At 32.8% G+C, this 22,969-nt stretch carries 26 protein-coding genes; 12 read left to right on the top strand and 14 right to left on the bottom strand.

All coding sequences use genetic code 11. The features are described from left to right. Positions 1 to 232 precede the first annotated feature (232 nt). The 5 genes from ASJ80_RS11865 to ASJ80_RS11885 all read left to right on the top strand — a co-directional run bounded on the left by ASJ80_RS11865 (position 233) and on the right by ASJ80_RS11885 (position 6,627). Positions 233 to 1,999, top strand: coding sequence for an adenosylcobalamin-dependent ribonucleoside-diphosphate reductase (locus tag ASJ80_RS11865; protein WP_275542144.1), 1,767 nt, complete (start codon positions 233 to 235; stop codon positions 1,997 to 1,999). 113 nt (positions 2,000 to 2,112) lie between these two features. Continuing rightward, on the top strand, positions 2,113 to 2,664 hold the full coding sequence (cyaB, locus tag ASJ80_RS11870) for a class IV adenylate cyclase (protein ID WP_069585777.1): 552 nt from the start codon (positions 2,113 to 2,115) through the stop codon (positions 2,662 to 2,664). A 750-nt stretch (positions 2,665 to 3,414) separates the two neighbouring features. Beyond that, positions 3,415 to 4,590, top strand: coding sequence for a homocitrate synthase family protein (locus ASJ80_RS11875; protein ID WP_069585654.1), 1,176 nt, complete (start codon positions 3,415 to 3,417; stop codon positions 4,588 to 4,590). Positions 4,591 to 4,639: 49 nt separating this feature from the next. Next, positions 4,640 to 5,887 (top strand): homoaconitase large subunit, encoded by a 1,248-nt coding sequence (gene hacA / locus ASJ80_RS11880; RefSeq protein ID WP_069585655.1) that lies wholly within the window; start codon positions 4,640 to 4,642, stop codon positions 5,885 to 5,887. Between the two features lie 200 nt (positions 5,888 to 6,087). Continuing rightward, a complete protein-coding gene (locus ASJ80_RS11885; RefSeq protein ID WP_069585656.1) occupies positions 6,088 to 6,627 on the top strand; it encodes a chorismate lyase in 540 nt (179 codons plus the stop codon). A gap of 123 nt (positions 6,628 to 6,750) precedes the next feature. Here ASJ80_RS11885 and ASJ80_RS11890 read toward each other — a convergent pair whose 3' ends face one another. Further along, positions 6,751 to 7,704 (bottom strand): alpha/beta hydrolase, encoded by a 954-nt coding sequence (locus ASJ80_RS11890; RefSeq protein WP_069585657.1) that lies wholly within the window; start codon positions 7,702 to 7,704, stop codon positions 6,751 to 6,753. Positions 7,705 to 8,025: 321 nt separating this feature from the next. Here ASJ80_RS11890 and fen point away from each other — a divergent pair, with 321 nt between their 5' ends. Beyond that, positions 8,026 to 9,015, top strand: a complete 990-nt coding sequence (gene fen, locus ASJ80_RS11895; RefSeq protein WP_069585658.1) for a flap endonuclease-1 — start codon at positions 8,026 to 8,028, stop codon at positions 9,013 to 9,015. 77 nt (positions 9,016 to 9,092) lie between these two features. On the opposite strand, the gene ASJ80_RS17695 is transcribed toward fen, so the two are convergent. After that, positions 9,093 to 9,221: a hypothetical protein gene (locus ASJ80_RS17695; RefSeq protein WP_255360720.1), complete on the bottom strand. Its 129-nt coding sequence runs from the start codon at positions 9,219 to 9,221 to the stop codon at positions 9,093 to 9,095. A gap of 91 nt (positions 9,222 to 9,312) precedes the next feature. On the opposite strand from ASJ80_RS17695, the gene ASJ80_RS17125 reads away from it, so the two are divergent. Continuing rightward, positions 9,313 to 9,477, top strand: coding sequence for a hypothetical protein (locus tag ASJ80_RS17125; RefSeq protein ID WP_176720337.1), 165 nt, complete (start codon positions 9,313 to 9,315; stop codon positions 9,475 to 9,477). A 297-nt stretch (positions 9,478 to 9,774) separates the two neighbouring features. Here ASJ80_RS17125 and ASJ80_RS11905 read toward each other — a convergent pair whose 3' ends face one another. The 3 genes from ASJ80_RS11905 to mer form a co-directional block, all read right to left on the bottom strand. Continuing rightward, a complete protein-coding gene (locus ASJ80_RS11905; RefSeq protein ID WP_069585660.1) occupies positions 9,775 to 10,425 on the bottom strand; it encodes a zinc dependent phospholipase C family protein in 651 nt (216 codons plus the stop codon). A gap of 864 nt (positions 10,426 to 11,289) precedes the next feature. Next, positions 11,290 to 13,143, bottom strand: coding sequence for a PAS domain-containing sensor histidine kinase (locus ASJ80_RS11910; protein ID WP_176720322.1), 1,854 nt, complete (start codon positions 13,141 to 13,143; stop codon positions 11,290 to 11,292). Between the two features lie 603 nt (positions 13,144 to 13,746). Beyond that, positions 13,747 to 14,712, bottom strand: a complete 966-nt coding sequence (gene mer / locus ASJ80_RS11915; protein ID WP_069585405.1) for a 5,10-methylenetetrahydromethanopterin reductase — start codon at positions 14,710 to 14,712, stop codon at positions 13,747 to 13,749. 285 nt (positions 14,713 to 14,997) lie between these two features. Between mer and ASJ80_RS17130 the strand changes: the two genes are divergently transcribed. Beyond that, the gene (locus ASJ80_RS17130; protein ID WP_176720323.1) at positions 14,998 to 15,174 is read left to right on the top strand and encodes a hypothetical protein; all 177 of its coding nucleotides are present in this window, start codon (positions 14,998 to 15,000) and stop codon (positions 15,172 to 15,174) included. A gap of 75 nt (positions 15,175 to 15,249) precedes the next feature. Here the strand turns inward: ASJ80_RS17130 and ASJ80_RS11920 are convergent, their stop codons facing one another. Next, positions 15,250 to 15,561: a hypothetical protein gene (locus tag ASJ80_RS11920; RefSeq protein ID WP_069585407.1), complete on the bottom strand. Its 312-nt coding sequence runs from the start codon at positions 15,559 to 15,561 to the stop codon at positions 15,250 to 15,252. A 298-nt stretch (positions 15,562 to 15,859) separates the two neighbouring features. Between ASJ80_RS11920 and ASJ80_RS11925 the strand changes: the two genes are divergently transcribed. After that, a complete protein-coding gene (locus ASJ80_RS11925) occupies positions 15,860 to 16,096 on the top strand; it encodes a hypothetical protein (protein WP_069585409.1) in 237 nt (78 codons plus the stop codon). Between the two features lie 65 nt (positions 16,097 to 16,161). Here ASJ80_RS11925 and ASJ80_RS11930 read toward each other — a convergent pair whose 3' ends face one another. Further along, a complete protein-coding gene (locus ASJ80_RS11930; protein ID WP_069585411.1) occupies positions 16,162 to 16,548 on the bottom strand; it encodes a winged helix-turn-helix domain-containing protein in 387 nt (128 codons plus the stop codon). Between the two features lie 88 nt (positions 16,549 to 16,636). Between ASJ80_RS11930 and ASJ80_RS11935 the strand changes: the two genes are divergently transcribed. Continuing rightward, positions 16,637 to 16,945, top strand: coding sequence for a hypothetical protein (locus ASJ80_RS11935; RefSeq protein ID WP_069585413.1), 309 nt, complete (start codon positions 16,637 to 16,639; stop codon positions 16,943 to 16,945). Positions 16,946 to 16,989: 44 nt separating this feature from the next. Here ASJ80_RS11935 and ASJ80_RS11940 read toward each other — a convergent pair whose 3' ends face one another. Together ASJ80_RS11940 and ASJ80_RS11945 are read right to left on the bottom strand one after the other, a co-directional pair. Beyond that, positions 16,990 to 17,358 carry a helix-turn-helix domain-containing protein gene (locus tag ASJ80_RS11940; RefSeq protein WP_069585415.1) on the bottom strand — a complete coding sequence of 123 codons (369 nt, stop codon included), beginning with the start codon at positions 17,356 to 17,358 and terminating at the stop codon, positions 16,990 to 16,992. A gap of 177 nt (positions 17,359 to 17,535) precedes the next feature. Beyond that, positions 17,536 to 17,967: a hypothetical protein gene (locus ASJ80_RS11945; RefSeq protein WP_069585417.1), complete on the bottom strand. Its 432-nt coding sequence runs from the start codon at positions 17,965 to 17,967 to the stop codon at positions 17,536 to 17,538. Positions 17,968 to 18,487: 520 nt separating this feature from the next. On the opposite strand from ASJ80_RS11945, the gene ASJ80_RS11950 reads away from it, so the two are divergent. Continuing rightward, complete coding sequence (locus ASJ80_RS11950; RefSeq protein WP_069585419.1) at positions 18,488 to 18,940, top strand: hypothetical protein; 453 nt, start codon at positions 18,488 to 18,490, stop codon at positions 18,938 to 18,940. Positions 18,941 to 19,062: 122 nt separating this feature from the next. Here ASJ80_RS11950 and ASJ80_RS11955 read toward each other — a convergent pair whose 3' ends face one another. The 5 genes from ASJ80_RS11955 to ASJ80_RS11975 form a co-directional block, all read right to left on the bottom strand. Then, positions 19,063 to 19,269, bottom strand: a complete 207-nt coding sequence (locus ASJ80_RS11955; protein WP_069585421.1) for a ubiquitin family protein — start codon at positions 19,267 to 19,269, stop codon at positions 19,063 to 19,065. A 77-nt stretch (positions 19,270 to 19,346) separates the two neighbouring features. Then, on the bottom strand, positions 19,347 to 19,586 hold the full coding sequence (locus tag ASJ80_RS11960) for an MTH865 family protein (RefSeq protein WP_069585423.1): 240 nt from the start codon (positions 19,584 to 19,586) through the stop codon (positions 19,347 to 19,349). Between the two features lie 179 nt (positions 19,587 to 19,765). After that, positions 19,766 to 20,050 carry a hypothetical protein gene (locus tag ASJ80_RS11965; protein ID WP_069585425.1) on the bottom strand — a complete coding sequence of 95 codons (285 nt, stop codon included), beginning with the start codon at positions 20,048 to 20,050 and terminating at the stop codon, positions 19,766 to 19,768. A gap of 222 nt (positions 20,051 to 20,272) precedes the next feature. Beyond that, the gene (locus tag ASJ80_RS11970; RefSeq protein WP_069585427.1) at positions 20,273 to 20,542 is read right to left on the bottom strand and encodes a hypothetical protein; all 270 of its coding nucleotides are present in this window, start codon (positions 20,540 to 20,542) and stop codon (positions 20,273 to 20,275) included. 144 nt (positions 20,543 to 20,686) lie between these two features. Then, positions 20,687 to 21,856, bottom strand: a complete 1,170-nt coding sequence (locus ASJ80_RS11975; protein ID WP_069585429.1) for a hypothetical protein — start codon at positions 21,854 to 21,856, stop codon at positions 20,687 to 20,689. Positions 21,857 to 22,356: 500 nt separating this feature from the next. Between ASJ80_RS11975 and ASJ80_RS11980 the strand changes: the two genes are divergently transcribed. Further along, complete coding sequence (locus ASJ80_RS11980) at positions 22,357 to 22,734, top strand: hypothetical protein (RefSeq protein WP_069585431.1); 378 nt, start codon at positions 22,357 to 22,359, stop codon at positions 22,732 to 22,734. The last annotated feature ends 235 nt before the right edge of the window (positions 22,735 to 22,969 follow it).

The following is a 22,969-nucleotide window of genomic DNA, read 5'->3' on the forward strand; positions in this document are numbered from 1 at the left end:
TTAGAAAATTAATTTATTTTTATTAAACATCTAATTTATTTGAGTTAATTTTTAATTCACCCAATTTTAGTTTTATTAGTCCAAGCATTATATCCCCTGCAACTTATTTCTACACTTAACTAAAAGTTCAACTGATTATAGAAAAAGGCAATATTATTGAAAATCAATATATTATTAAGGTATGCAATCGCCTAAAGGAGGCACTTAAATCAAATCAAAAAATGATTTAAAAATTTCATTTAATGCACTTAAGGTGCTTCAAAAAAGATATTTACTTAAAGATGAAGATGGAAATATTATTGAAACTCCCGAAAAAATGTTTAAAAGAGTTTCAAAAGCAGTAGCAGGTGCAGATAATTTATATAATGATACTGATGCTTATAAAACAGAAAAAAAATTTTACCGTGCCATGTCCGGGCTTGAGTTTCTTCCAAATTCACCAACTTTGATGAATGCAGGTACACCCATTAACCAGCTTTCTGCATGTTTTGTCATATACATAGAAGATTCTATAAATGGCATCTTCAATGCATTAAAACATATGGCACTCATCCATAAGTCAGGGGGCGGAGTTGGATTTTCATTTTCTAAGATAAGACCTAAAGGTGATGTTGTAAAATCAACAAAAGGAGTTGCATCCGGACCAACGTCCTTCATGAAAATATTTGATGTCGCCACAGAAGTTATAAAACAGGGAGGAAGAAGAAGAGGGGCAAACATGGGAATACTGGATATCAGACATCCAGACATAATTGAATTTATTACATCAAAGGAACATGAAGGTGTTCTAACTAATTTTAACATTTCTACAGCTGTTGATGATGAATTCATGAATGCCGCTGTAAATAATGAGGAATATGATCTTATAAATCCAAGAAATGTAAAACATGTTAAAAAGCTGAATGCAGGAAAAGTGTTTGATACCATAGTAAATACAGCATGGAAATGCGGAGATCCTGGAATTATATTTATTGATGAAATAAACAGGAAAAATACAATCCCTAACGCAGGTATAATAGAAGCTAGCAACCCCTGCGCCGAGCAACCTCTTTTAAATTATGAATCATGCAATTTAGGCTCCATAAACCTGACAAAAATGGTTAAATCAGGCAAAATTGATTTTAATAAGTTAAAAAGTGTAGTTGAGACTGCTGTGCACTTCTTAGATAATGTAATTGATATAAATAATTTTCCAATTTCAAAAGTAGAAACTGAAACCCTTAAAAACAGAAAAATTGGTTTAGGAATTATGGGATTTGCAGAAATGCTTATAATGCTTGAAATTCCTTATGATTCACAGGATGCACTTGATACAGCTGAAAAAATAATGAAATTTGTTACATACCATGCAAGAAAGGTTTCAGCTGAACTGGGGAGATTAAGAGGTTCTTTTCCTAATTTTAAAGGAAGTATATATGATAAAAATGGTTTTCAAGCTATGAGAAATGCAACGGTAACTACTATTGCACCTACAGGTACTATAAGCATAATTGCAGATACAACCAGCGGAATTGAGCCGCTGTTTGCTGTTTCATTTATCCGTGATGTAATGGAAGGAGAAAAGCTGCTGGAGGTCAATAAACTCTTTGAAAGTACCGCAAAGAAAGAGGGATTTTACAGCAAGGAATTAATGACTGAAATTGCTAAAAAAGGATCCATACAAAATATAGATGAAATTAGCGGAAGTATTAAAAGAATATTCCAAACTGCACATGAAATAAGCCCCAAGTGGCATGTGAAAATGCAGGCCGCATTTCAAAAACATGTGGATAATGCAGTTTCAAAAACCGTGAATTTACCGAATAATGCTTCTCCAGAAGACGTTAAAGAAATTATGTTAATGGCCTACAAACTTAAGTGCAAGGGAATTACAGTGTATCGATATGGAAGCAAAAAACAGGTTTTATATTTAAATTCATACCAAGGTAACAACAAGAAGTATCTAAATGTTGATTCCGAATATTCCGGAGGATGCCCTTCCTCAAGATGTCCACTTTAAGCGGACATATAATAAGAATAAGACACATCATATAAAATAATAGAATAACGCCCATATTAACATGGTGTTATAAATTTAGAGAGTAAATTAAAAATTATATTGATGGTGGTTTAATGATAGAAGTTGAAGCTAAAGCTCATGTTAACGATTTCAATAGTGTTCGAGAAAAATTAAAAGAAATTGGTGCTGAAAGAGTAATGATAGAACACCAGAAAGATACCTACTTTAACAACCCGGAATACAGGGACTTTGAAAAAAGTGATGAAGCACTGCGGATAAGGAATACTACTATAAATAACAAAAAATCTGAGATAATCCTTACATACAAAGGCCCTAAACTGGATAATGTAAGTAAAACACGTAAAGAAATAGAAGTTAACGTAGAAGACTCCAAAAATGCTGGTTTAATCTTAGAAAATCTTGGATTTAAACCCGCTGCAGATGTAGAAAAAGAAAGAACCACATATTCTTTTCAGGAGTTCACCATATCACTTGATAAAGTCCACAAAGTTGGAAGCTTTGTTGAAATAGAAAAAGGGATGGTTGAAGGGGAAGATTTTAAAGAAGCAATAGATAAAATATTTCAAATATATAAAAAACTCGGAATTGAAGATGGGTTTGAAAGAAGATCATATTTGGAGCTTATGGGAGTTTATAAAGATTGAAAACTCCTAAAATTATTTTTATAGATTTATTTTGCATAAACTATTAATTGCATTCAAATGAAGTAACTTTTTAAACTTAAATTTTAGTTAATTGGTTAAATTTTTTAAATTAAAACACATACCCCAATATCTTATTAAATAATCAGTAACGCCATATCCAAGATCTTGTGCACAGTTTATACCTCATATTAAATTATTATATTGGTTAATTAAATTGAAGTCATTTAAAAAAAATTCCCATTATCTTAATCAACGATTACATAAATTATAGTAGTAACAACACAACAATCCAAACATGAATGTTAGTCAAATATTTGGTCATTCACTATAAATTAATATTATAAACTATCCTTAAATATGGACTATTAAACTGAATAATTACATGTAATTTCCAAAATTTATTCTTTTTTTGTCAATTTAATTTCATTTAAGGTTGCCATTTGGATAATAATACGTTGAAAATAGATAAATAATCACAAAAAATGCAAATACTATATTTTATATAAATTAAAAACAAAAAGTACATAGCTTAAAAAGGTAAAAATGATAAAAAAACTAAACTTAATATACAGTTATTATTCTACTTAGATCAATTTAGATAAATATAATTTCATAACTTGAATAGTAATGTAAAAAATCGTTAAACCATACAAGTATCAAAATAAAGCACGATTTAAGGTACGCATTACATTTAAGATATTAATTAATACAACGCGCATAAACGGAAAATAAACTAAGGTGGGGAACGTTTTGAAATATTTTGTCAGTCCTTATAACGACTCGGTAGATTTAAAATTTCCAAAAGATATCACAATATATGATACAACAATGAGAGATGGGGAACAAACCCCCGGAGTATGTTTAAGACCTTCTGAAAAGTTACAAATTGCAAGGAAACTTGATGAACTTGGAATACATCAAATAGAAGCTGGATTTCCAATAGTTTCTGAAGAAGAACAACGTGCTGTTAAAGGAATCGTAGATGAAGATTTAGATGCACAGATAATCTGTTTATCAAGGACCAAAAAAGAAGACATCGATGTGGCACTGGACTGCGACGTTGACGGTATAATTACATTCATGGCAACTTCAGACCTCCATTTAAAACACAAATTTAACATGACCCGAGAAGAGGTCTTAAATATGTGTATGGGGGCTGTTGAATATGCAAAGGACCACGGTGTTTTTGTAGCATTTTCAGCCGAAGATGCCACCAGAACTGATTTAAATGTTTTAAAAGATACCTATAAAAGAGCCGAAGAATATGGCGTTGATAGAATACACATAGCTGATACAGTAGGCGCGTTAAGCCCTCAAGGTGCAGAATATCTCGTAAGAGAAATAAGGAAAGAAATTAAGACAGGGATAGCAATGCACTGTCACAATGACTTTGGACTTGCAGTTGCAAACACTATTTCAGGGTTCCTTGGTGGTGCAAACGCTGCATCAACTACTGTAAATGGAATAGGTGAGAGAGCAGGTAACACATCACTTGAAGAGCTGGTAATGAGTTTAAGAATTATTTACGGCCTTGATTTAGGATTCAACATTAAACATTTCTATGAACTTTCAAGACTGGTTGAAAAACTTACAGGTGTTTCAGTACCTGATAACAAAGCAATAGTGGGAAGAAACGTGTTCAGACATGAATCAGGAATTCATGTAGATGCAGTTATCGAAGAACCACTTACATATGAGCCCTTTTTACCAGAACTAATTGGCCACCACAGAAAAATAGTCCTTGGAAAACATTCAGGCTGCAGGGCAGTTAAAGCGAAACTTGACGCATGCGGAATCGAAGTAACCAATGACGAACTGTGTAAAATCGTTGATCAGGTTAAGAAAAGTAGAGAAAAAGGCAAATACATAAACGACGAACTTTTCAATGAGATAGTCCGGTCTGTACGCAGTATGGCAGACCTATAATTTACTATTTTAAAACACCTTTAAACATTTATATCCCAGGTTTGATCTTATGAATATCACAGAAAAAATACTTTCACGAGCATCAGGGAAAAAAGAAGTACATCCCGGAGAAATTATCGAAGCTGACATCGATTTAGCAATGTCACACGACGGAACATCACCGCCCACCATAAAAACATTTCACAATGTTGCCCAAAAGGTTTGGGACCCTGAGAAGATTGTTATTGTTTTTGATCACAATATTCCTGCAAATAACATTGGCTCTGCCGAATTTCAAAAGGTAGCAAAGAAATTTGCAAAGGAACAAGGAATAACAAACTTATATACTCATGGGGAAGGTATATGCCACCAGGTACTGCCTGAAAGAGGTTATATCAAGCCAGGAAAAGTCATAGTCGGTGCAGATTCACATACATGTACTTATGGAGCTTTTGGAGCTTTCGCAACAGGTATGGGTGCAACAGACCTTGCAATGGTATATGCAACTGGTAAAACCTGGTTCATGGTACCTGAAGCATTTAAAGTAACTGTTAACGGTGAATTGGGGAAATTTGTATCTGCAAAAGATGTTGTGCTCAACGCGGCTGGTGAAATCGGGTCATCTGGCGCTACCTACAAATCACTGGAATTCCACGGCGAAACAATTGATTCAATGCACCCTGCAGGAAGAATGACCATCTGCAACATGGCAATCGAAATGGGAGCCAAAAATGGAATCATGGAACCAAATAAAAAGACCCTTGAATACCTGAAAAATATAGGGATCACTGATTTTGAAGTTGTCAGGTCAGATAAAGATGCCGTCTACGAAAAAGAATACTCTTTTGATGTAAATGACCTTGAACCTCAAATCTCGTGCCCTCATGACGTGGATAATGTTAAAGGTATTTCCAACGTAAAAGGTGTATCTATAGACCAGGCACTCATCGGGTCATGTACCAACGGACGGCTTGAAGATCTAAGGGAAGCAGCAGAAGTTTTAAATGGTAGAAATGTACATGAAGATGTAAGGCTGCTTGTAATACCTGCCTCAGCTAATATATATAAACAGGCCTTAAAAGAAGGGCTTATTGAAACATTTATAGATGCAGGAGCCATAGTATGCAACCCAGGATGCGGGCCATGTTTAGGAGCCCATATGGGAGTTATAGGTTCTGATGAAGTATGTGTTTCCACCACAAACAGGAACTTTATGGGTAGGATGGGAGACCCAGAATCGTACCTGTACCTCGCAAATCCTGCAGTTGTAGCTTATTCAGCAGTTTTAGGAGAAATATCAAATCCTCAAGATTTATAAACACTGTGGACATGACATGTAATATTAACAACCGTTGCAAATTCAGGTACACCTTCAATCAACATTTTTTAGGAATAATATAGATTTTAGGTTGATAAAAAATTCATAAAACCTGTCAGAACAAGATTTAAATATACCCATAACGAACCTTTGAAACCCCTCAAGTTCATTTGTATATAAAAAACACTCAAGGGAAAAATATGAACATGAATGTAATGGACCGAATAAAAGAAGTGGAAAACGACATAGGAAACCTCTCAAGTGCCCAAAAAATACTCCTTGCAACTGATGGATCAGTTACAACAATACTGGACGTATTAAAAGGACATATAAATGTTGAAACACTTGTTCAGGAATTCAAGGAAGCTGATGATGCTCAATCTCAAGATCTAGGCATCAATAAAGGAGATACCATCAATTACAGAACAGTAGTTATGAGCCATAAGCCTGAAGAGCCGCTCATACATGCCATATCACTGACTCCTGTTGATAAACTTACCAATAACTTCAAAGAAGACCTCCTAAAGGCAGATATCCCTATTGGGCGCATACTTAGGAAATACAATATTGAATCAAGAAGGGAAGTAACCCATATAGGCTTTGAAGATCCCGATGAAGAGCTTAAGTCAATATTTAACACAGATTCAACCATGCTTACAAGGGTTTACAACATAATCTACAAAGATGAAATCTTAATCCAGATAAAAGAAACATTCCCTTACAGTTTATTCAGGGAATAAATTAGAAATTCAAACATATTACCCAAAATAAGTTAATATTCTCTTTTTTATATTTTAAATGAGTTATCTATTATATTAGTCTAGACTTAACTTAATATATCGCAGATTGCATTTCTAAATAACCTAAAATTGCTTTAAATTAGCATCAAAGAAGTCTAAAATCTTTTTTATGTTAAGAGTAGTGAAGAATTGTTCATTCCCATGTCCAGCACCTTGAATAATTTCAAGATATACTTTTTTATCTCCAATTACGATTTTTAGTTTACCTGCAAAGTCTACAGATTGCTGGTAAGGAATCACTCTATCAGAAGTTCCATGCTGTATAAAGAAAGCTGGATCATCAATTGAGATGTATGTCTCAGGATTAGCTTTAGCCACCTTGTCAGGAATTGTAGAAATATTCTGCCCCATGAGTTTTGATTCCAGAGAACTGCTTATGTTACATGTTTCTCCATTAATTCCACTTTCGACGAACTGCTGGTCTATGGTACCGAAATTAATAGGCCCATATAAGTCAACAACTGCTTGAACTCTATCAGAAACATTGGAGTTTCCCAGGCTAGAATTTTGAAGCTCTGTTACGCCTCCCGATGTACCTGCCAGTGCAGCCAAATAACCCCCTGCTGAATTTCCAATAACACCAATTTCACGGGGGTCCATATTATATTGTTTTGCATTAGCCCTTAAATAACGAATAGCTGCTTTAACATCATTAATTTGGGCTGGGAATTTCGCTTCACTACTTAAACGGTAGTTAACTGAGACGAAAGCATAACCTCTATCTAAAGCTGCCTGTTTAATTGCATTTATTTCCGAAGTGTTTTTATCCCCTTTATAAAAGCTTCCGCCATGGATCGCTATAATAACTGGATAAGGTCCGGTTGTATTTGGAAGATAAATATCCATTTTTTCAGCTGCAGATACATTGGCATAAGCGACATTAGTCAAGCTTTGGCCAGTGATGTTACTAGTGGTATTAACTTCAGTTTGAGAAGCATTTAAAAACCATGATGCGCCCCCAAATACAGCTAAAATCACTAAGATTAATATAACAGCTATTTTCGAATTATCCCACATATTTATCCTCATAAAACATAAATTTTATAATTTATTTAAAGATTTACCAGATTTATACCCAAATCTACATTAAAAGACCATTAACATTTATTATAATAAGTTTAAAAGAGATTTTTAGAGATCACGGCCACTGCAGACATGAAAATCCTATTCTTCATATTAAATTTGCGATTTGTACTAAAAACAATTTATGATAAATATCAAACAAAAAGAATAATCTCAAAAATCAGTTTAGATAAATTTAATAAAACAGTCACAGATAATTATTTAAGATCAATCATTTTAACCCAGACGTTATTTTTAAAAGTTAGGTGATATAGAATGGGACTTAAATTTAGAGACATTGTATCCTCTCATGAAATTAAACTAGATGAATTGAAAGGCAAAACAGTAGCATTAGATGCCGCAAATACCATTTATCAATTTTTATCAAGTATCAGGCAGATGGACGGCACTCCACTCATGGACAGCCAGGGAAATGTCACGTCTCACCTGAGTGGTATCCTTTACAGGACCTCGTCCCTTGTTGAAAAGGGAATTAAACCTATTTATGTTTTTGACGGCAAAGCCCATGTCCTTAAAAAAGATACGCAGGACGGGAGGCGACAGATAAGAGAAGAAGCAGAAGTTCAGTGGAAAAAAGCTGTTGATGAAGGTAGGATTGAAGATGCACGTAAATTTGCAATGCGTTCATCCAGAATGACCCCCGATATCATTGAAGGGTCTAAAAAGCTCCTTGACTTAATGGGCATCCCTTATATTCAGGCGATATCAGAGGGTGAAGCTCAGGCTTCTTATATGGTAGAAAGAGGTGATGCATGGTGTGTTGCGTCGCAGGATTACGACTGTCTGCTTTTTGGGGCGTCTAGAATGCTTAAAAACATAGCAGCCAGAGGCTCTAAATCAAGGCTAGAAATGATTAACCTCAATGAAATCCTGGAAATGAATGGACTAACCCGCGAACAGCTTGTTGATGTTGCAGTCCTTGTAGGTACTGACTTCAACGAGGGAATAAAAGGAGTTGGAGCTAAAAAAGGACGTAATCTAATTAAAAAACACGGCGATGTTTTCAAGGCGTTGAAACACCTGAAAGCAGAAATGGACATTGACCCCCAGGAGATCAGGGATATCTTCTTAAACCATGATTTTATTGAAGATTATGATATTAAGTGGAATAAACCAGATAAAGAAGAGGCAATTAAATTTTTATCTGACGAACATGATTTTTCGGCGGACCGCGTTGTTAGTGCTCTGGACAAGTTGAAGAAGTTGAATCCAGCTCAAAAGAGTTTAGAGCAGTGGTTTGGCTAGATCTATTCTACAGATAACATGAATAAACAATTTATACGCAAGTACCTTGAGCCGCGTCTTATAATGAGGCTTAGAATCTATTCTGCTGTAATGATCATCATGATGGTTATTATAGCTTTTGAAGTGCTGCAGCATACAGTTACTATTTCACTGGCGGCATGTGGGATAATTACAGGCTTTGTAATAGGAACAATAGTCAGCCGCATGTATCACCTGAGCTGGGACGAAGAGACCAGCCATGTTATCGGCCGCATAGACAAAATAGGCGCGGTTATTCTCGTGTTTTATTTGATCTTCGTGTTTACCCGGACACATTTTTTAGGGTACTGGATGCAGGGAGCTCCCTTGTTGGCCCTTATTCTCAGCATTACATCAGGGACTATGCTGGGCAGGGTTATGAGCACGAGAAAAGGTATAACTAAGATTTTAAAGGCGCTGAAGATTTACGATGTCTTAAATTGATCTTCCATTATGTGACCTTAAAAAGTGAAAAAAATTAAATCTGCAGAGTGCTAGGCAAAAATAAGGAATAATTTGGAGTAATATTCAATACAGATTCAATCATGGTTATAATGGTTTACAATATAATCTATAAAGAACTCTTAATAAATGAAACATTCCATTTACAGTTTATTTAGAAAATAAATATTAAAAGATGAAATCTTAATCCAGATAAAAGAAACATTCTTACAGTTTTTATGGAATTAAATGTTAATATAATTTAATATTTATAAAAATAACAATGAAATCTTAAACAACTTAATGAACACATTTCCTTATTGCATTATAAGCTATCACAGCGGCATTATCTAAATCAAGTTGAACTAGGACCATACTCTTTTTTTCAATCCACATGTCCCATCTTGTCTCCCCAGTTTTGTATGCTTCGGTTAATTTTGAGTTTAGACTTTCATTATGTCCTACTACAGAGAAATTTATGTCTTTAAACTGATCTTCCCTGTACCATATTGCAGAGGGTTTCATTTCTTTAGCTATCCTTTCATAATTTCTATGGTCTGATCGGCTGATATTTGCACAATGGGCAACTACATAAGAATCTGAAATATAATGAGATGCCACTCCAAAACAGTAACTCGCATAATTATAGTTGCCTTCATGATATGCTGTTTTTCCTTTTTTTAGCCATTTTATAGCTTTTTCACAGCTTTTTGGATATTTATGGCCCCTATCTCCACTATCTTTAAATATTAAATCTGGAGCAGCAGCCCCAACTTGCATCTCGCTTAAATTCAGGTTATACTGCACGTTAAGGGGCATTGCATAATAAATTTTTTCTGCAATGTTTTCATGTGTAATTACATGCCATGCAGACGCTGAAGGAGAAAATATCAGGATAACTGCAATCAAAATTATTAAACTTTTTGTTATTTCCCCAATAACTTCAACCACTCCAGAATAATTTAATCATAACCGAAAAATATCATGAACACCATTGTTATAATATGTAAGTATAAGTTATTAAATATTAATATTAATTCCTTACTATTAAAAATTAGTAGTATTCCATATCAATTTAAACATCCACTCTCCACCAAATTTCAAAGCTTAAAAGATATCTTGTTAAAAATTATAAAATTTAATTTTCAATTTTCTAAGAGCCCATGCTTTATTACCTCTGGCAGCAAAACAAACTTTTTATAATTTATTTTTAAAATTAAAATTTCATTTGCCTGTAAATATTAAAATTAAAACCGAAATAACTTTAAAATACTTGTTTAATAGATGTTGATTAATTTCAAATAAAATTACCTTGAATAAATTAAAGATAATTGTTTAACACCTGTTGAATAATTTAATAGCTAATTTTTAACGCTCATGTTCACAAAAACTATCGGTCTTCAAAAATTTTCGATTTTTGAAACCTCGAAAACAAAGCATTCGAAAATTTACAATTTTCGATGCGTCAAATCAAAGATTTAACAGTTTTCGAAGGTTTTTGTAACAGTAAAAATCGCAGCGGACAAATACTTCGTATTTGTCGCGTCAAAATCAAAGATTTTGACAGCTTGCAAAATTCATAGAATTTTGCAGCCCAAAAAACCTTCGGTTTTTTGAGAGATTTTTACATGTCCATGATCCTGTGCATGAGTTATACTTCATGTTAAATTGTAATTTTTAATTGATTATATGGGATTTATCTTAAAAAAATACGATTTACTTAACCAGACACACGAGTGAAGCGATATTATCTACACAACATTCTGGGCATGAGCAATTTTTAATTATTCTTTTATATTATCAACTTGAAATGAATTAAAATCTCTTATTATATTCTAACTCTTTAAATTTTATCCTAAATTTTGTTCCTTCAGTTTTATCTAATTTTATAGAACCATCTAACTGGTTTACAAGCATATTTACTAATCGCAGACCTAATGATGAATTTACATTTTTAAAATCAATATTTTCCGGGAAACCAATCCCATTATCACTTATAATAAGTTCAAACTCTTCCCCATATGAATTAATACTCACTGATATTTTCCCTGGCTCATGATTTGAATCTGAAAATTTTCCATTTTCAGGTCCACGGCCATAAACCGTTGGAAATGCGTATTTTAGGCTGTTAGAAACCAGTTCGCTTACTATTAGGCCACATGGAACTGCAGTTTCAATATTTAATAAAACTGGTTCAGATTTAATAAAGAACTCAATATTGTTTTTAGCACCATAAGAAATAAATAAATCATGAACCAGATTTTCGATGTAACTTACGAAGTTTATACTGGTCAGATCGGTGGATTGATAAAGCATTTCATGAATTATAGCCATAGATTTAACTCTGTTTTGACTCTCCTGTAAAACATTAATTGCTTCTTGCTCATCAACATAATTAGCCTGAAGGTCAAGTAAACTAGAAATTATCTGCAAATTATTCTTAACCCTATGGTGTATTTCCATTAAAAGAGTTTCTTTCTCTTTAAGCGATGCTTTAATATCATTTACAGCTTTTTTACGCTCACTAATATCACGAAAAACAACCTGTATTGCTTTTTTACCCTCATAAATGAAAGCTGTTGCTAAAACTTCCACATATACTATCGTTCCATCAGGCCGTACAAATTTTTCTTCAATAGGTGGAACAGTCTCACCTTTCTCTAACATGTTTTGCACGCGCTTTGATACTATTTCATCGTACTTTGGATGCACAAAATTAAATAATGACTTATTAAAATATTTATATGGATTTTTTACTCCCAAAAGTTTAATTGCTGCACTATTTGCAGAAATGATCTTACCTTCACTATGAATAACAACTGCATCAAATGAATTTTCTAATAACTTACGATAATGGTTTTCACTTTCTCTAAGTGCTCTCTTTGATCTTTTCTTTTCAGTAATGTCTAAAAAAGAAATTACCCGATCTCTTGTATAAGGAATTAAGTCAATAGTTACATAAACATCTCGGATATCTCCCTGTTTATTTATCAACTTAATTTCATAATTTTTTGGAGCGGAATCAGGGTCATTTCCCCTTAAATTATGATAATTCGTTAACTGTTCCAGGTCTTCTTCTAGTGCAAAATCCATAAGACTTTTTTTGCCTTCTAGTTCTTCCTTTGAATATCCAGAAAACTTTTCAAATTCAGTATTTGCAAGAGAAATAACAATATCTTCTCCAATTATTAATGTTGCAGTTCCAGTATTCTCAAAAATAGTTCTATAATACAATTCTGATGTTTTAAGTGCTTTTTCTGCCTTTTTAGATTCACTGATATCATGACAGATCACATTTAATGCGAATATTTCATTATTCATCTTTAATGGAGTTAAATATGTTTTAACATAGCGAATTTCATCATTTCTATCAATAAACCTTGATTCACCAATTTTAGTCTTATTTTCTCTTAAAACATGGGATATATTGTCCACATGTAATGACATTTCTTCATCAAGCAATAATTTCAGTTCTTTAAAGTTCTTGCCAACTAATTCTTCCCAAGTTAACCCTACCACTTCACACGCTGCTTTATTTACATCTATTAAATTACCATCTAATCCTATAATTATCATATAGTCCGGAGATGAATTAAAAATAGTCTTATACCTTTGTTCATTTTCTTTCAGTTGTTTTTCCGCTTTTTTACCTTCAGTAATATCTTTCATGAAACTTTTTAAATATTTTACCGAATCATCACAATTTTTAAAAGCTTTATATATCATTTTAGGGTATATAATCTCTTTGTTTAACATGATACTCATTAATTTAGTTTCACAGATGTTTAAATATAATTAAATTCTTTGTGAAAATTAGCACGAAAAAATAGTTAATATTACCTTATTTATATAAATTATCATATAAATGAATTCTTTTCCAGATTCAAGCAATAATAATTTTTTCTATCTGTTTTAAAGGACATACAAAAATAAAAAAAAGTAAAAAATTTAATAAGTTTCATTCAATGACCTAAACCAACTTTTGAAACATGAGAAACCAGTAATATTTGAACCTTTAATTATAAATCTGGAAAAATATCTTATTTTTTGAATTAAACTGTAACATTGTTTATTAAAATAACCTGTGTTTGGTTGTTTCCATACAATATGATCACTTCATTAAAGTGCTTTTTGGAGTTATAAACTATTCAGCTATGTAATTATTTGTATTCCCTAAAACCTTTAATGATGTTAACATATCTATAAAAAATTAAAAAAAATATGTTTGTTTTTTTAATCCATCGGTGATAAACTACTGGTCTGGATTAAAGATTAAAACGTTGAAATAACATCGCCCAGTAGTTTTATGGATTTTTCTTTATCAGGACCTATTGGTGAACCTGCAACAAACTGAGTTACACCCATTTCTTCCAGGGCTTCAATTTTTGGTATGAAATCATCAGGTGCCCCACAAACAGAGAATGCATCTATTAACTTGTTATCTACAGCAGCTATTGCCCCTCCAAAGTCTCCTTTACCAAGAAGTTCTGCTATTTTTCCAGCTGCAGCATCATCTATGCCGTGTCTTTTTAAAACAGGTGCTGGTGAGCCTCTTGCAATAAATGCCACTACTATTTTAGCTGCCCCGACAGCTTTACCTGCATCGCCGTCAATGGAACAACAGGTGTATGCTGCAACATCTACATCATCTACATTTTTACCGCCGGCTTCTGCCCCTTCTTTTATAAGCGGAATTGCAGTTTCAAAATCTTTAGGGTTTGATGCGTTAATTAAGACCCCATCTGAAATTTCACCCGCGGTTTTAAGCATCATAGGTCCTTGAGCTCCCATATACATTGGTACTTTTTCCTGCACTGCTTTAACGCCTTTAAGGAATGCACCGCTTTCAGTTTTTTCTTTGCTGAGTAATGTTTCCATGGTGGCGATGGATTCTTTTAGTGTGCTTACTGGTTTTGTCCATTCGATACCTAACGCGTCAAAAGAGGCTTTATCTCCAGGCCCAATACCTAAAGTCGCCCTTCCGTTTGACAGTTCGTCTATAGTTGCAATTGCTGAAGCAGTTATGGCTGGATTTCTGACGTAGGGGTTGGTTACCCCCGGACCAATTTTTATGGTTTCAGTTCCTTCAGCTATAAGACCTAAGGTTACATAGACGTTTTTGTTGTCATAATGGTCTGTAACCCACGCATATTCAAATCCAACATCTTCTGCCAGTTTTACCAGCTTAACAATTTTATCTACTGGCTCGTTTGGAAGAAATTCTATACCAAATTTCATATCATTTACCTCCTTTGAAACTCACGGTCATTATTTATTAAAACCAATGGTAATTTTTTTTTAAAACCACTGGTCATTATTTATTATAACTGGTGGTCATTATTTATAAATGTTTTGTTTTTTTCTGTAAAGGGAGTGTAATTAAAATTAATGGATTAAAACAAGTATAACAAGGCCTAATTATATTTTTAAACTTTAATATATGATAAAAATAAATTAAATAGATTTAAATTCATAAAAACAAAAAAATCGAATATTTATGCAAGTATCTATCTACTATTTAACATGAAAATTAATTACAACAAAACTGCCCTAATTTTAACTGTAATTGGAGCCGCCCTTTTTGTAATCAACGCTTTGGATGTGTTTTTAGGGTATAAAATAACCCACGGAAAAGGGTTCCAAGTTATAGGGTTAATTTTAATTGCTGTTGGAGTTGTAGTTTGGAGAATTAGACTTTAATAGAAATTCAAACTATAGTTTTATGGCACGGATACTATCTAAAAAGCTTTAAAAATTAGTTAAAATTATAAAAAATTATTTGTAGAAAAAATCGATTTCCAGCTTGTCAGTATCAACAAATATCTGGTTGTAACTGCCTGTTTCCATGATTTCTGTGAGTTCTTCCATGAACTGGTTGTTAATTGAAAATCCCCTGCCTGTAAAAAAACTTAGTTTTATAAATTTACCTTTATCATCTTCAAAGAGACCTATTTTAATTTCATTGATGATCCGAAACTTGCTCCTAAAACCATCGAGCTTTTTCCTGATTCTGTTTATTAAATCGTTTCTTTTTGCCCTTGCATTGGCCTCTAATTCAAATATTTCATTTAAATCGTCTGAAAACATTGAAACCACTTAATATTATTTATTGAGATATTGTTAATATAGTTATGGTTGGCTAATCCCAAAGTCCTCAAACGCCTTTTGACTGGCAAACTCAAATGCTTCATCCATGATCGAGACTCTTTTCTGCAATTCCCCCAATTTTTTCCAAAAATTTTAACCCTATCAAGATGTCTAAAAGGAAAGAAGTCTAAAGACCTAAAAAGGAAAAAATAAATCTCTGAAGGTTTATTGGTTAATATAGAACTTCAAAGAAGATATTTAAAATATCTAACTGTCAAAAAGTTTTATGGTGAGAATAATGCCTTTAACAATTAATTATAAAAGAAACCGGGAAATTAAAGAGAAATATCCAGAAAGAAGCGACTTAGAAATATGGCTGATGACACACAGCTGGAAAATACGAAAACTCAACGCTAAGCTTGATGGAAAGCCACTTGCAGAGTTAATAAGGTTAGATGAGAGGTTAATTGTTGTAATTGATGGGAAAAATAAAAAAATGAATATTTTAAATGATGTGGAAATTGAAGATTTTTAAATTGATCTATTTCTTCCGCAACTCTCAAAAAATAAGTTCAATTATAAACCAAGCATTAAATACAATTATTTAGCAAATTTACCTTTTTTAACTTCTTTTTTAATCTCAGAAAGCTCTTTTTTATAATCTTCAGAGATATGTGTCACACTTTCCTTTTGACTTGATTTAACCTGTTTACCTATTTCAATATCTGCTAAACTTAATTGAAACGCACTGATAAGTTGGGTAATCTCAGAGTCCATATTTACCTTGTAGAGCTGGCTGCGCCCTACCATTTTTGTAGGTTTAATAATACCATATTCCTCTAATTGACCTAAAAAATTATATAATGTACTTCTTGCTATTCCAGAATAGTTAGCAATGTCTGTTTTGGTATATTCAGACCATGGATTAGATATTAATAAATCTATGACCTTAACTTTGGGACATGACCCAAATATTTCTGTAAGCAAAAAATCCCCCCATAATGTATTATTATACTACAATGATGTATTTAAAATATACGTTAACTATTTAATACATTTAACCATAACTTGTAATATGAGCATAGATCCCAAAGAAAAAGTATTATTTAATTTGTTGGCACATGGCTATATCAACAAACGGCACACCACTATTGATAATGCATGTAAGTCATTTCCCAAGGGAGAAAAAAATAAAGCCAAACACGCTATAAATGAGCTGATTTTAGAAGGGATCATTCTAGTCAAAAAGACACATCATGGGGCAGATATTTATATTAATCCTAAAATGATACGAGATATATTAGAAATGCCAGGAATAAAAGCATTACTTGAAGAAAATAGATTTTTAAAGGGCAGATTCCAAAAATATCTTAAAAATTATTAAAAAATTCCATTTAATAAAATATTAATTTTTACAAGATGAACTACTCATCTACTGCCCATCTCATCTTCAAATATCTTATCTATATCATTGAAAAGCCCATCTATATCTTCTACTTCTCCATGCACTTCTACTTCTTCCCCAATCCCAGTAGCTGCCAGTATGTTCTGAAATGCGTTAAGAGCCTTTACAGCCAGAGAATCCATATCTATAGAGTACAACTGAGTATTTCCTATTTTTCTTGTGGGTTTAATTAATTTATATTTATTTAATTCATCAAAAAATTCGTATAAAGTACCTCTTGCTATATCAGCACATTCTGCAATGTCTTTTTTTGAGTATTCAGTGTACGGGTGCGAAAGCAGGAGGTCAATTACTCTAATTCTGGGATAATTTCTGAAAAATTCAGTTAACATTTTTCACACTTCCATGTTCAATTATTGAACACTTAACGTATAATTTTTGGGATCAACATACAAATAGTCAAAATATTTGATTAATTGTACAGCTTTAAATAAAAAAATAAGGTTTAAAATAATTCTGAAATCTTTTGATTTTCAAAAGATTCCCACGCCAGTCAAAAACCGAAAACCCTATTCCGGCGGCAAAACTTCAAACAACAGCTCTTTAAAGTCACCTAACAGTTCTTTTGGAAACATTAAGCCCACACAAATTACAAGGACACCTGTACCTAAAACACCATCTTCCTTATTGGGATCATCTATAAGTTCCTCACCAAAAACTAATTTTACATTGGCTTTTACCTGGAGAAAATCCCAGAGAGTTTCGCGTTCAGGCTCTGCACCTTTGACTTCAATGTTGTTGCGTAATGCAAGCTCTAAAAATTTTTTCCAATCTTCAAAATCGCAGAACTCGATCCATGTTGACTCCTTGTAGTCAATACAGCAGTTGCATGTTTCAATTTCCCAGTGAAAGAAATTTTTAATGACGTCCTCTAAGCCTTCGTCTACAAGAATACAAAAATCTTCATCTATTTCAACTTCTACCTGTTTATGTTCATCCATGTTATTCACCTATATCTGTTATTTAACATTTGCACTTATCTAAACTGAGTTATAATAAATACCAGTACATTTTAGATATTAATTTATAAAAAATTGTTTATGTATTCTAAATTTAATTAACCTGTCAAAAAACAAAGTTTTTGCATGTTTCATGTTTGTAAGCTTCGTTTGACAAATTAAAAATTGTAAATTTTTAATATATCTAAAATTCATAAGTTTAAAAAGTTACGTTATTCCAGTACAATCTGGCAGCATGTTCAAATATATTATGATACTCATCCAGCGAAATTTTTCCATGGGGTTGGAAATGGAGACATTGCATTTTAACAATTATTCTGGCGATAATAGTTAGCATAATAGATAAAATGTAGAAACATTTGCCCGCAAAATTTCTCTTTCAAAAATATGAATCTAAAACAGCCTACAATTTGAATTCATTCCCTTTTTCTCTCAAAATCAATTTCAAATTTCCAAAACGATTTTAAGAACAATAATATAACTTAATTAAGGAGGGCGTGCTATGCCATCTAACAAGGAAATATCAAAAATGCTTAGGACCAAAATAGAAGAAAAATCGAAAATTGAAGAATCATCAGATTATGTAAGTGTTACTGGTTACGGACATCGTCTAATTATGGGGCCTGAAGGAATAAAAATAGGAAATAGTTTAATTCCTTTCAAAAAGATTAACGGTATCTATACTGAAAAAGATAATTCAGTGCTGGGAGTAAAACTTAAATTAATGGTTAATGGCGGCACAATAAAGATTAAAGATGTCAACCAAAAAGAAGCCAATAAATTTATCATTGCTGTAAGCGAGAAATTAAAAGAATTAGAAGAAGAAAAAATTGAAAATACTGGTGAAATTAGCCCAATGGATGAGATTAAAAAAGCAAAGGAATTATTAGATATAGGAGCGCTTAATGAAGAAGAATTCATTGAAATTAAGGAAAAATATTTAAAAAAAATCTAGTAATTATCTAAATCACTTTATCATTCATATTAGCGTTACTGCAGAATTCTAGAGCTAAAATAACATTCAAAAAGTATACATGAATTTATTGATATTCTGCAGCATATGCCCCTATTAAAGTACTAACCGCCGTGAATCATCTTCAATATCTTCACGTTATCACTGCTAGTTAATATTTCGCTTTCACGGACAATAACACTGTTTTTTGTAATGGTAGCTTCAAATACAGATATCCCCAAGCGTTCCAGCAGGTCTTTACCAGATATCGTTTCAACATCAATTTCAATTTCTTCATTACCATTCATCCAGTCTGAGACTTCTATTTTCATTTTTTTTATCCCCTCTTTTGGTAAATTAGGAAAAAATAAGGTTAAAAATAAGAGAAAAAAAGTTGAGGAGTAAAATTTTACAACCCTGCTCCTTCAACTATGGCTTTTGCAACATCTTCTGCGCTTTTAAATGGGAAGTCATCGGCTGTGAGTACTTCACCAGCGTCTGATGCTTTTAACTCTACATCTCCAGATTTGCAGGTTGTGTCTGGGCCGTTTGGAAGTGCCGCGAAAAGTTCTTCAGGGGTATTTATAGGGAAATTTGCACCGGCAAGTGCCCCAATTATCTGGCTTCTTATGTCTTCTTTTACGCTCATGGTATTTTTCCTCCATTTTCTTTGACATGTATAACTATTGTTAAATATAGATATGTACTTAACCGTCAGTAAAATGTACTTAATATAATTCAGTGACCTTAAAAGAGCACATGAAAAAATTCCACACAAAAATAGCTTAATCTGGATTAAATTTAATTAAAATTAAAAAAGAAAACAATCTAAAAGTTATTTACCATATTATACGCCCTTATAGTAGGCCTAATCCCCGATCTCTCAAATAATTCAACCACTTCCAGCTGCTCATTTCCCATTTTATCTAAGGCTTCCTGACTGACCCACACTGTTTCAATTATATAACGCCCCTTTCTATCAGCATCTTGAATTAAATATGATGCTATCATTCCTTCTGGTTTCTCATTTTGTTTTAAATTTTTGTAATCTGATTCAAATTCTTTAATTTTTGAAATTGGGACGTTCCCCTCTACAAAGGTTATAACTTCCATCTAATCACCAGTATATATTATTTGTTTATCCCAATTAATATTTTACTGGTAAAATTTATTAAAAAAGTCTTTTTGAATTTTAAAGTAATGTTTTTAAATATTTAAAATGGAAAAAATGTAAATCTTATTAAAGCATTAGAAATCTGAGGAAGTTTATATGTTTAAAATGAAAAAATAGAGATTTACTTAGTCATTCAGCGAAGAAACACCATAATATTTTTTTTATGCGATGTCCCTTATTCTCCCAATGTTATCGTTATAGTACCTGCAGCCTTCTGGTTCTAGAATAACATTCAAAAATTTATACCTGAATGTATTACAACCAGGTAACGTTCTTACCAGGTGCATCTTTTCCAGGCAATCTATACCCTCATTAATCTCGCCACACTCAAGATTGGTCATCCTTTTTATAGCGTCACCGCTTCCGCGTTTTCTGCTCCCTTCTACCATTGCTTTTAAAATTATCATTGCGTTTTCCTGGGTAGAACCCATTCAAACACCCCCTTTACTCAGAATGTATTAATTAATTATATTAATTTGCATATATATAAATGGAACTATCTATAGTACACGTCATGTGAAAAAAATAAAATCTAATTCAAAATATTCAATCTTTAAAAAATAAAAAAAAAGAAATTACCTTCTTTTTGGAACTGTTAACCCACCTAAAACTAGCAAAACAGCAGATATAAGTCCAGCTAAAGGTAGTCCTGCTTTTTGTAAAGGCATAGTTTTGCTTGCAGCTTTTCCAGTGGCACCGTGATCACCAGATGAACCTGTAATTACACCACTGCCATAACCTGAAGATGCTTCAGTGTTGTTGTAGATATCCTGTGGAATGTTTCCTTCAAAGTAACATGAATTCACAGCATAAGTTCCACCGTAATCGTTGTAAATGGCACCGCCAGCAATCGAAATATATGGAGCATAAAACGCCCCATATGCAACATTGTTCAGGAAACTGCTGTCAGTTACAGCCAAGGCACCGATATTGTAGATAGCCCCACCTGCAGCATATGCAACATTAGCAATGAAATTACTGTTAGCCATGATCAAAGCATTATCGTTGTAGATAGCCCCACCCGAGCCATAGGCAGAGTTACCTATAAAATCAGTGCCAGTTAAGATTAAAACACCATTATTGTGGATGGCTGCACCATTACCATGCCCGGCATAGTTTTCTGTGAAGTAACTGTCAGTTACAGTTAAATTACCATCATTATAGATAGTTCCAGCAGCAAAATTATATGCAGGATCACCAAAACCACCATCTGCATCGTTGTTCAGGAAACTGCTGTAGACCACAGCCAAGGTACCATGATTGTAAATAGCACTGCCTGCAACATATGCATAATTATCAGTGAACCTGCCGTCTGAAACAGTTAAATTTCCATCATTGTAAATAGCTCCACCGTTATATGCATTTCCATTTGTGATTGTTAAATTCTCGATTGTAACTGTTGCACTAGATTGAATCTTGAATATCCATGCTGAATCCGTTCCGTTTATAATAGTACCAGTCTGACTTTGGCCAATAATGTTCATATCCCTGCAGATAATGATCTCGGTGTTGTTAGTTCCCTTGTAGGTCCCATCTGCAATGTTTACTGTCCCACCACTGTTTACTGTCCCTGTCGCATTTTTAATACTTAGTTTTGGCCCACTTGTAGTCCCGGATATATATGTTGCAGATTGACCGTCCCATGAATCGTTTCCTCCAGAACCATTAACATAAATAATATCGCCAGAAGCTGCCGAAACACTACTAACACAGAAATTAAAAATCAAAGATAAGCTTAAAATCATTAATGGAATTAAAATCCTCCTTTCGCGTTTAATTCCCTGTTTTAATATCTTTTCACCCCCTGCACAATTAGTATCCTAATCCAAACTTAAGATCATAAAGAGTTATGTTAAACTCTTATAAAAAGATTAATACTTATCCTGCAGGTTAATAAGAATACATTAATAAAATACACCTATGTTGCTAAATTAATTGCAAATAAAAAATTTATTAAATATTTTAAAAATAAAAAAAACATTTAATGCGTTATAACCAAATAACAACTTAAATCATGCTCTTTGAATTAAAAAATATGTCAAGAATAAATTAATATGATCTCTAAAGCTGATGATATCTTTAATTTATTTAAATTAAGCATTTAATAAAGCTTATTGTTTTTTTATATAGAATCACAATTTTTAACCTGATAAATGATTTAAATTGGATATTGTAATGTTTTTCAGATTATTTTCCAAAACAATTTTAAGGACAATGATATACTCTATTAGAGGAGGCACTGATCATGCCGTTGAAAAAGGAAGGATCTGAAATACCTAATAAAAGAAAAAGAAAACGAAGGAAAGTCACACCAAAGAGCAGGGCAGATGAATATTTAAGTGTCACCGGTGACAGGCACAAAGTAATTATGACACCTACAGGCATAATGATGGAAGATGGGCTGGTTCTGTATAAAAATATAGTACGTATCTATAAAAAGAAAGATACTGATTTTTACGGGTATGCTCGAATTAGAATATGGTTTACCACAGGTAAAATAACCGTTAGAAAAGTTAGGTCTGCAGATGCAATTAGATTCATTCTTGCTGTAAGGAAGAAAATGAAAGAATTAGAGAAAAAACAGGCCGAAGATTCTGTTAAAGACGACCCCATATTTTTTTAGGTGAAAAATTGCTGGAAATCCCAGAGTTAATCTGAAAAAACACCTGATTTTAATTAAAATACGCTGATGCCCAGAATGTTGTGTAGATAATATCGCTTCACTCGTGTGTCTGGTTAAGTAAATCGTATTTTTTTAAGATAAATCCCATATAATCAATTAAAAATTACAATTTAACATAATAGTATAACTCATGCACAGGATCATGGACATGTAAAAATCTCTCAAAAAACCGAAG

This window comes from Methanobacterium bryantii (assembly GCF_002287175.1).
Lineage (GTDB): Archaea > Methanobacteriota > Methanobacteria > Methanobacteriales > Methanobacteriaceae > Methanobacterium_D > Methanobacterium_D bryantii.

Coding starts and splice junctions, on each gene's coding strand:
- cyaB (WP_069585777.1), top strand. CDS start 2,113: ATGATAGAAGTTGAAGCTAAAGCTCATGTTAACGATTTCAATAGTGTT.
- hacA (WP_069585655.1), top strand. CDS start 4,640: ATGAATATCACAGAAAAAATACTTTCACGAGCATCAGGGAAAAAAGAA.
- ASJ80_RS11885 (WP_069585656.1), top strand. CDS start 6,088: ATGAACATGAATGTAATGGACCGAATAAAAGAAGTGGAAAACGACATA.
- ASJ80_RS11890 (WP_069585657.1), bottom strand. CDS start 7,704: ATGTGGGATAATTCGAAAATAGCTGTTATATTAATCTTAGTGATTTTA.
- fen (WP_069585658.1), top strand. CDS start 8,026: ATGGGACTTAAATTTAGAGACATTGTATCCTCTCATGAAATTAAACTA.
- ASJ80_RS17695 (WP_255360720.1), bottom strand. CDS start 9,221: ATGCGGCTGACTATTGTTCCTATTACAAAGCCTGTAATTATCCCACAT.
- ASJ80_RS11910 (WP_176720322.1), bottom strand. CDS start 13,143: ATGAAAGATATTACTGAAGGTAAAAAAGCGGAAAAACAACTGAAAGAA.
- mer (WP_069585405.1), bottom strand. CDS start 14,712: ATGAAATTTGGTATAGAATTTCTTCCAAACGAGCCAGTAGATAAAATT.
- ASJ80_RS17130 (WP_176720323.1), top strand. CDS start 14,998: ATGAAAATTAATTACAACAAAACTGCCCTAATTTTAACTGTAATTGGA.
- ASJ80_RS11920 (WP_069585407.1), bottom strand. CDS start 15,561: ATGTTTTCAGACGATTTAAATGAAATATTTGAATTAGAGGCCAATGCA.
- ASJ80_RS11925 (WP_069585409.1), top strand. CDS start 15,860: ATGCCTTTAACAATTAATTATAAAAGAAACCGGGAAATTAAAGAGAAA.
- ASJ80_RS11935 (WP_069585413.1), top strand. CDS start 16,637: ATGAGCATAGATCCCAAAGAAAAAGTATTATTTAATTTGTTGGCACAT.
- ASJ80_RS11940 (WP_069585415.1), bottom strand. CDS start 17,358: ATGTTAACTGAATTTTTCAGAAATTATCCCAGAATTAGAGTAATTGAC.
- ASJ80_RS11945 (WP_069585417.1), bottom strand. CDS start 17,967: ATGGATGAACATAAACAGGTAGAAGTTGAAATAGATGAAGATTTTTGT.
- ASJ80_RS11950 (WP_069585419.1), top strand. CDS start 18,488: ATGCCATCTAACAAGGAAATATCAAAAATGCTTAGGACCAAAATAGAA.
- ASJ80_RS11955 (WP_069585421.1), bottom strand. CDS start 19,269: ATGAAAATAGAAGTCTCAGACTGGATGAATGGTAATGAAGAAATTGAA.
- ASJ80_RS11960 (WP_069585423.1), bottom strand. CDS start 19,586: ATGAGCGTAAAAGAAGACATAAGAAGCCAGATAATTGGGGCACTTGCC.
- ASJ80_RS11965 (WP_069585425.1), bottom strand. CDS start 20,050: ATGGAAGTTATAACCTTTGTAGAGGGGAACGTCCCAATTTCAAAAATT.
- ASJ80_RS11970 (WP_069585427.1), bottom strand. CDS start 20,542: ATGGGTTCTACCCAGGAAAACGCAATGATAATTTTAAAAGCAATGGTA.
- ASJ80_RS11975 (WP_069585429.1), bottom strand. CDS start 21,856: ATGATTTTAAGCTTATCTTTGATTTTTAATTTCTGTGTTAGTAGTGTT.
- ASJ80_RS11980 (WP_069585431.1), top strand. CDS start 22,357: ATGCCGTTGAAAAAGGAAGGATCTGAAATACCTAATAAAAGAAAAAGA.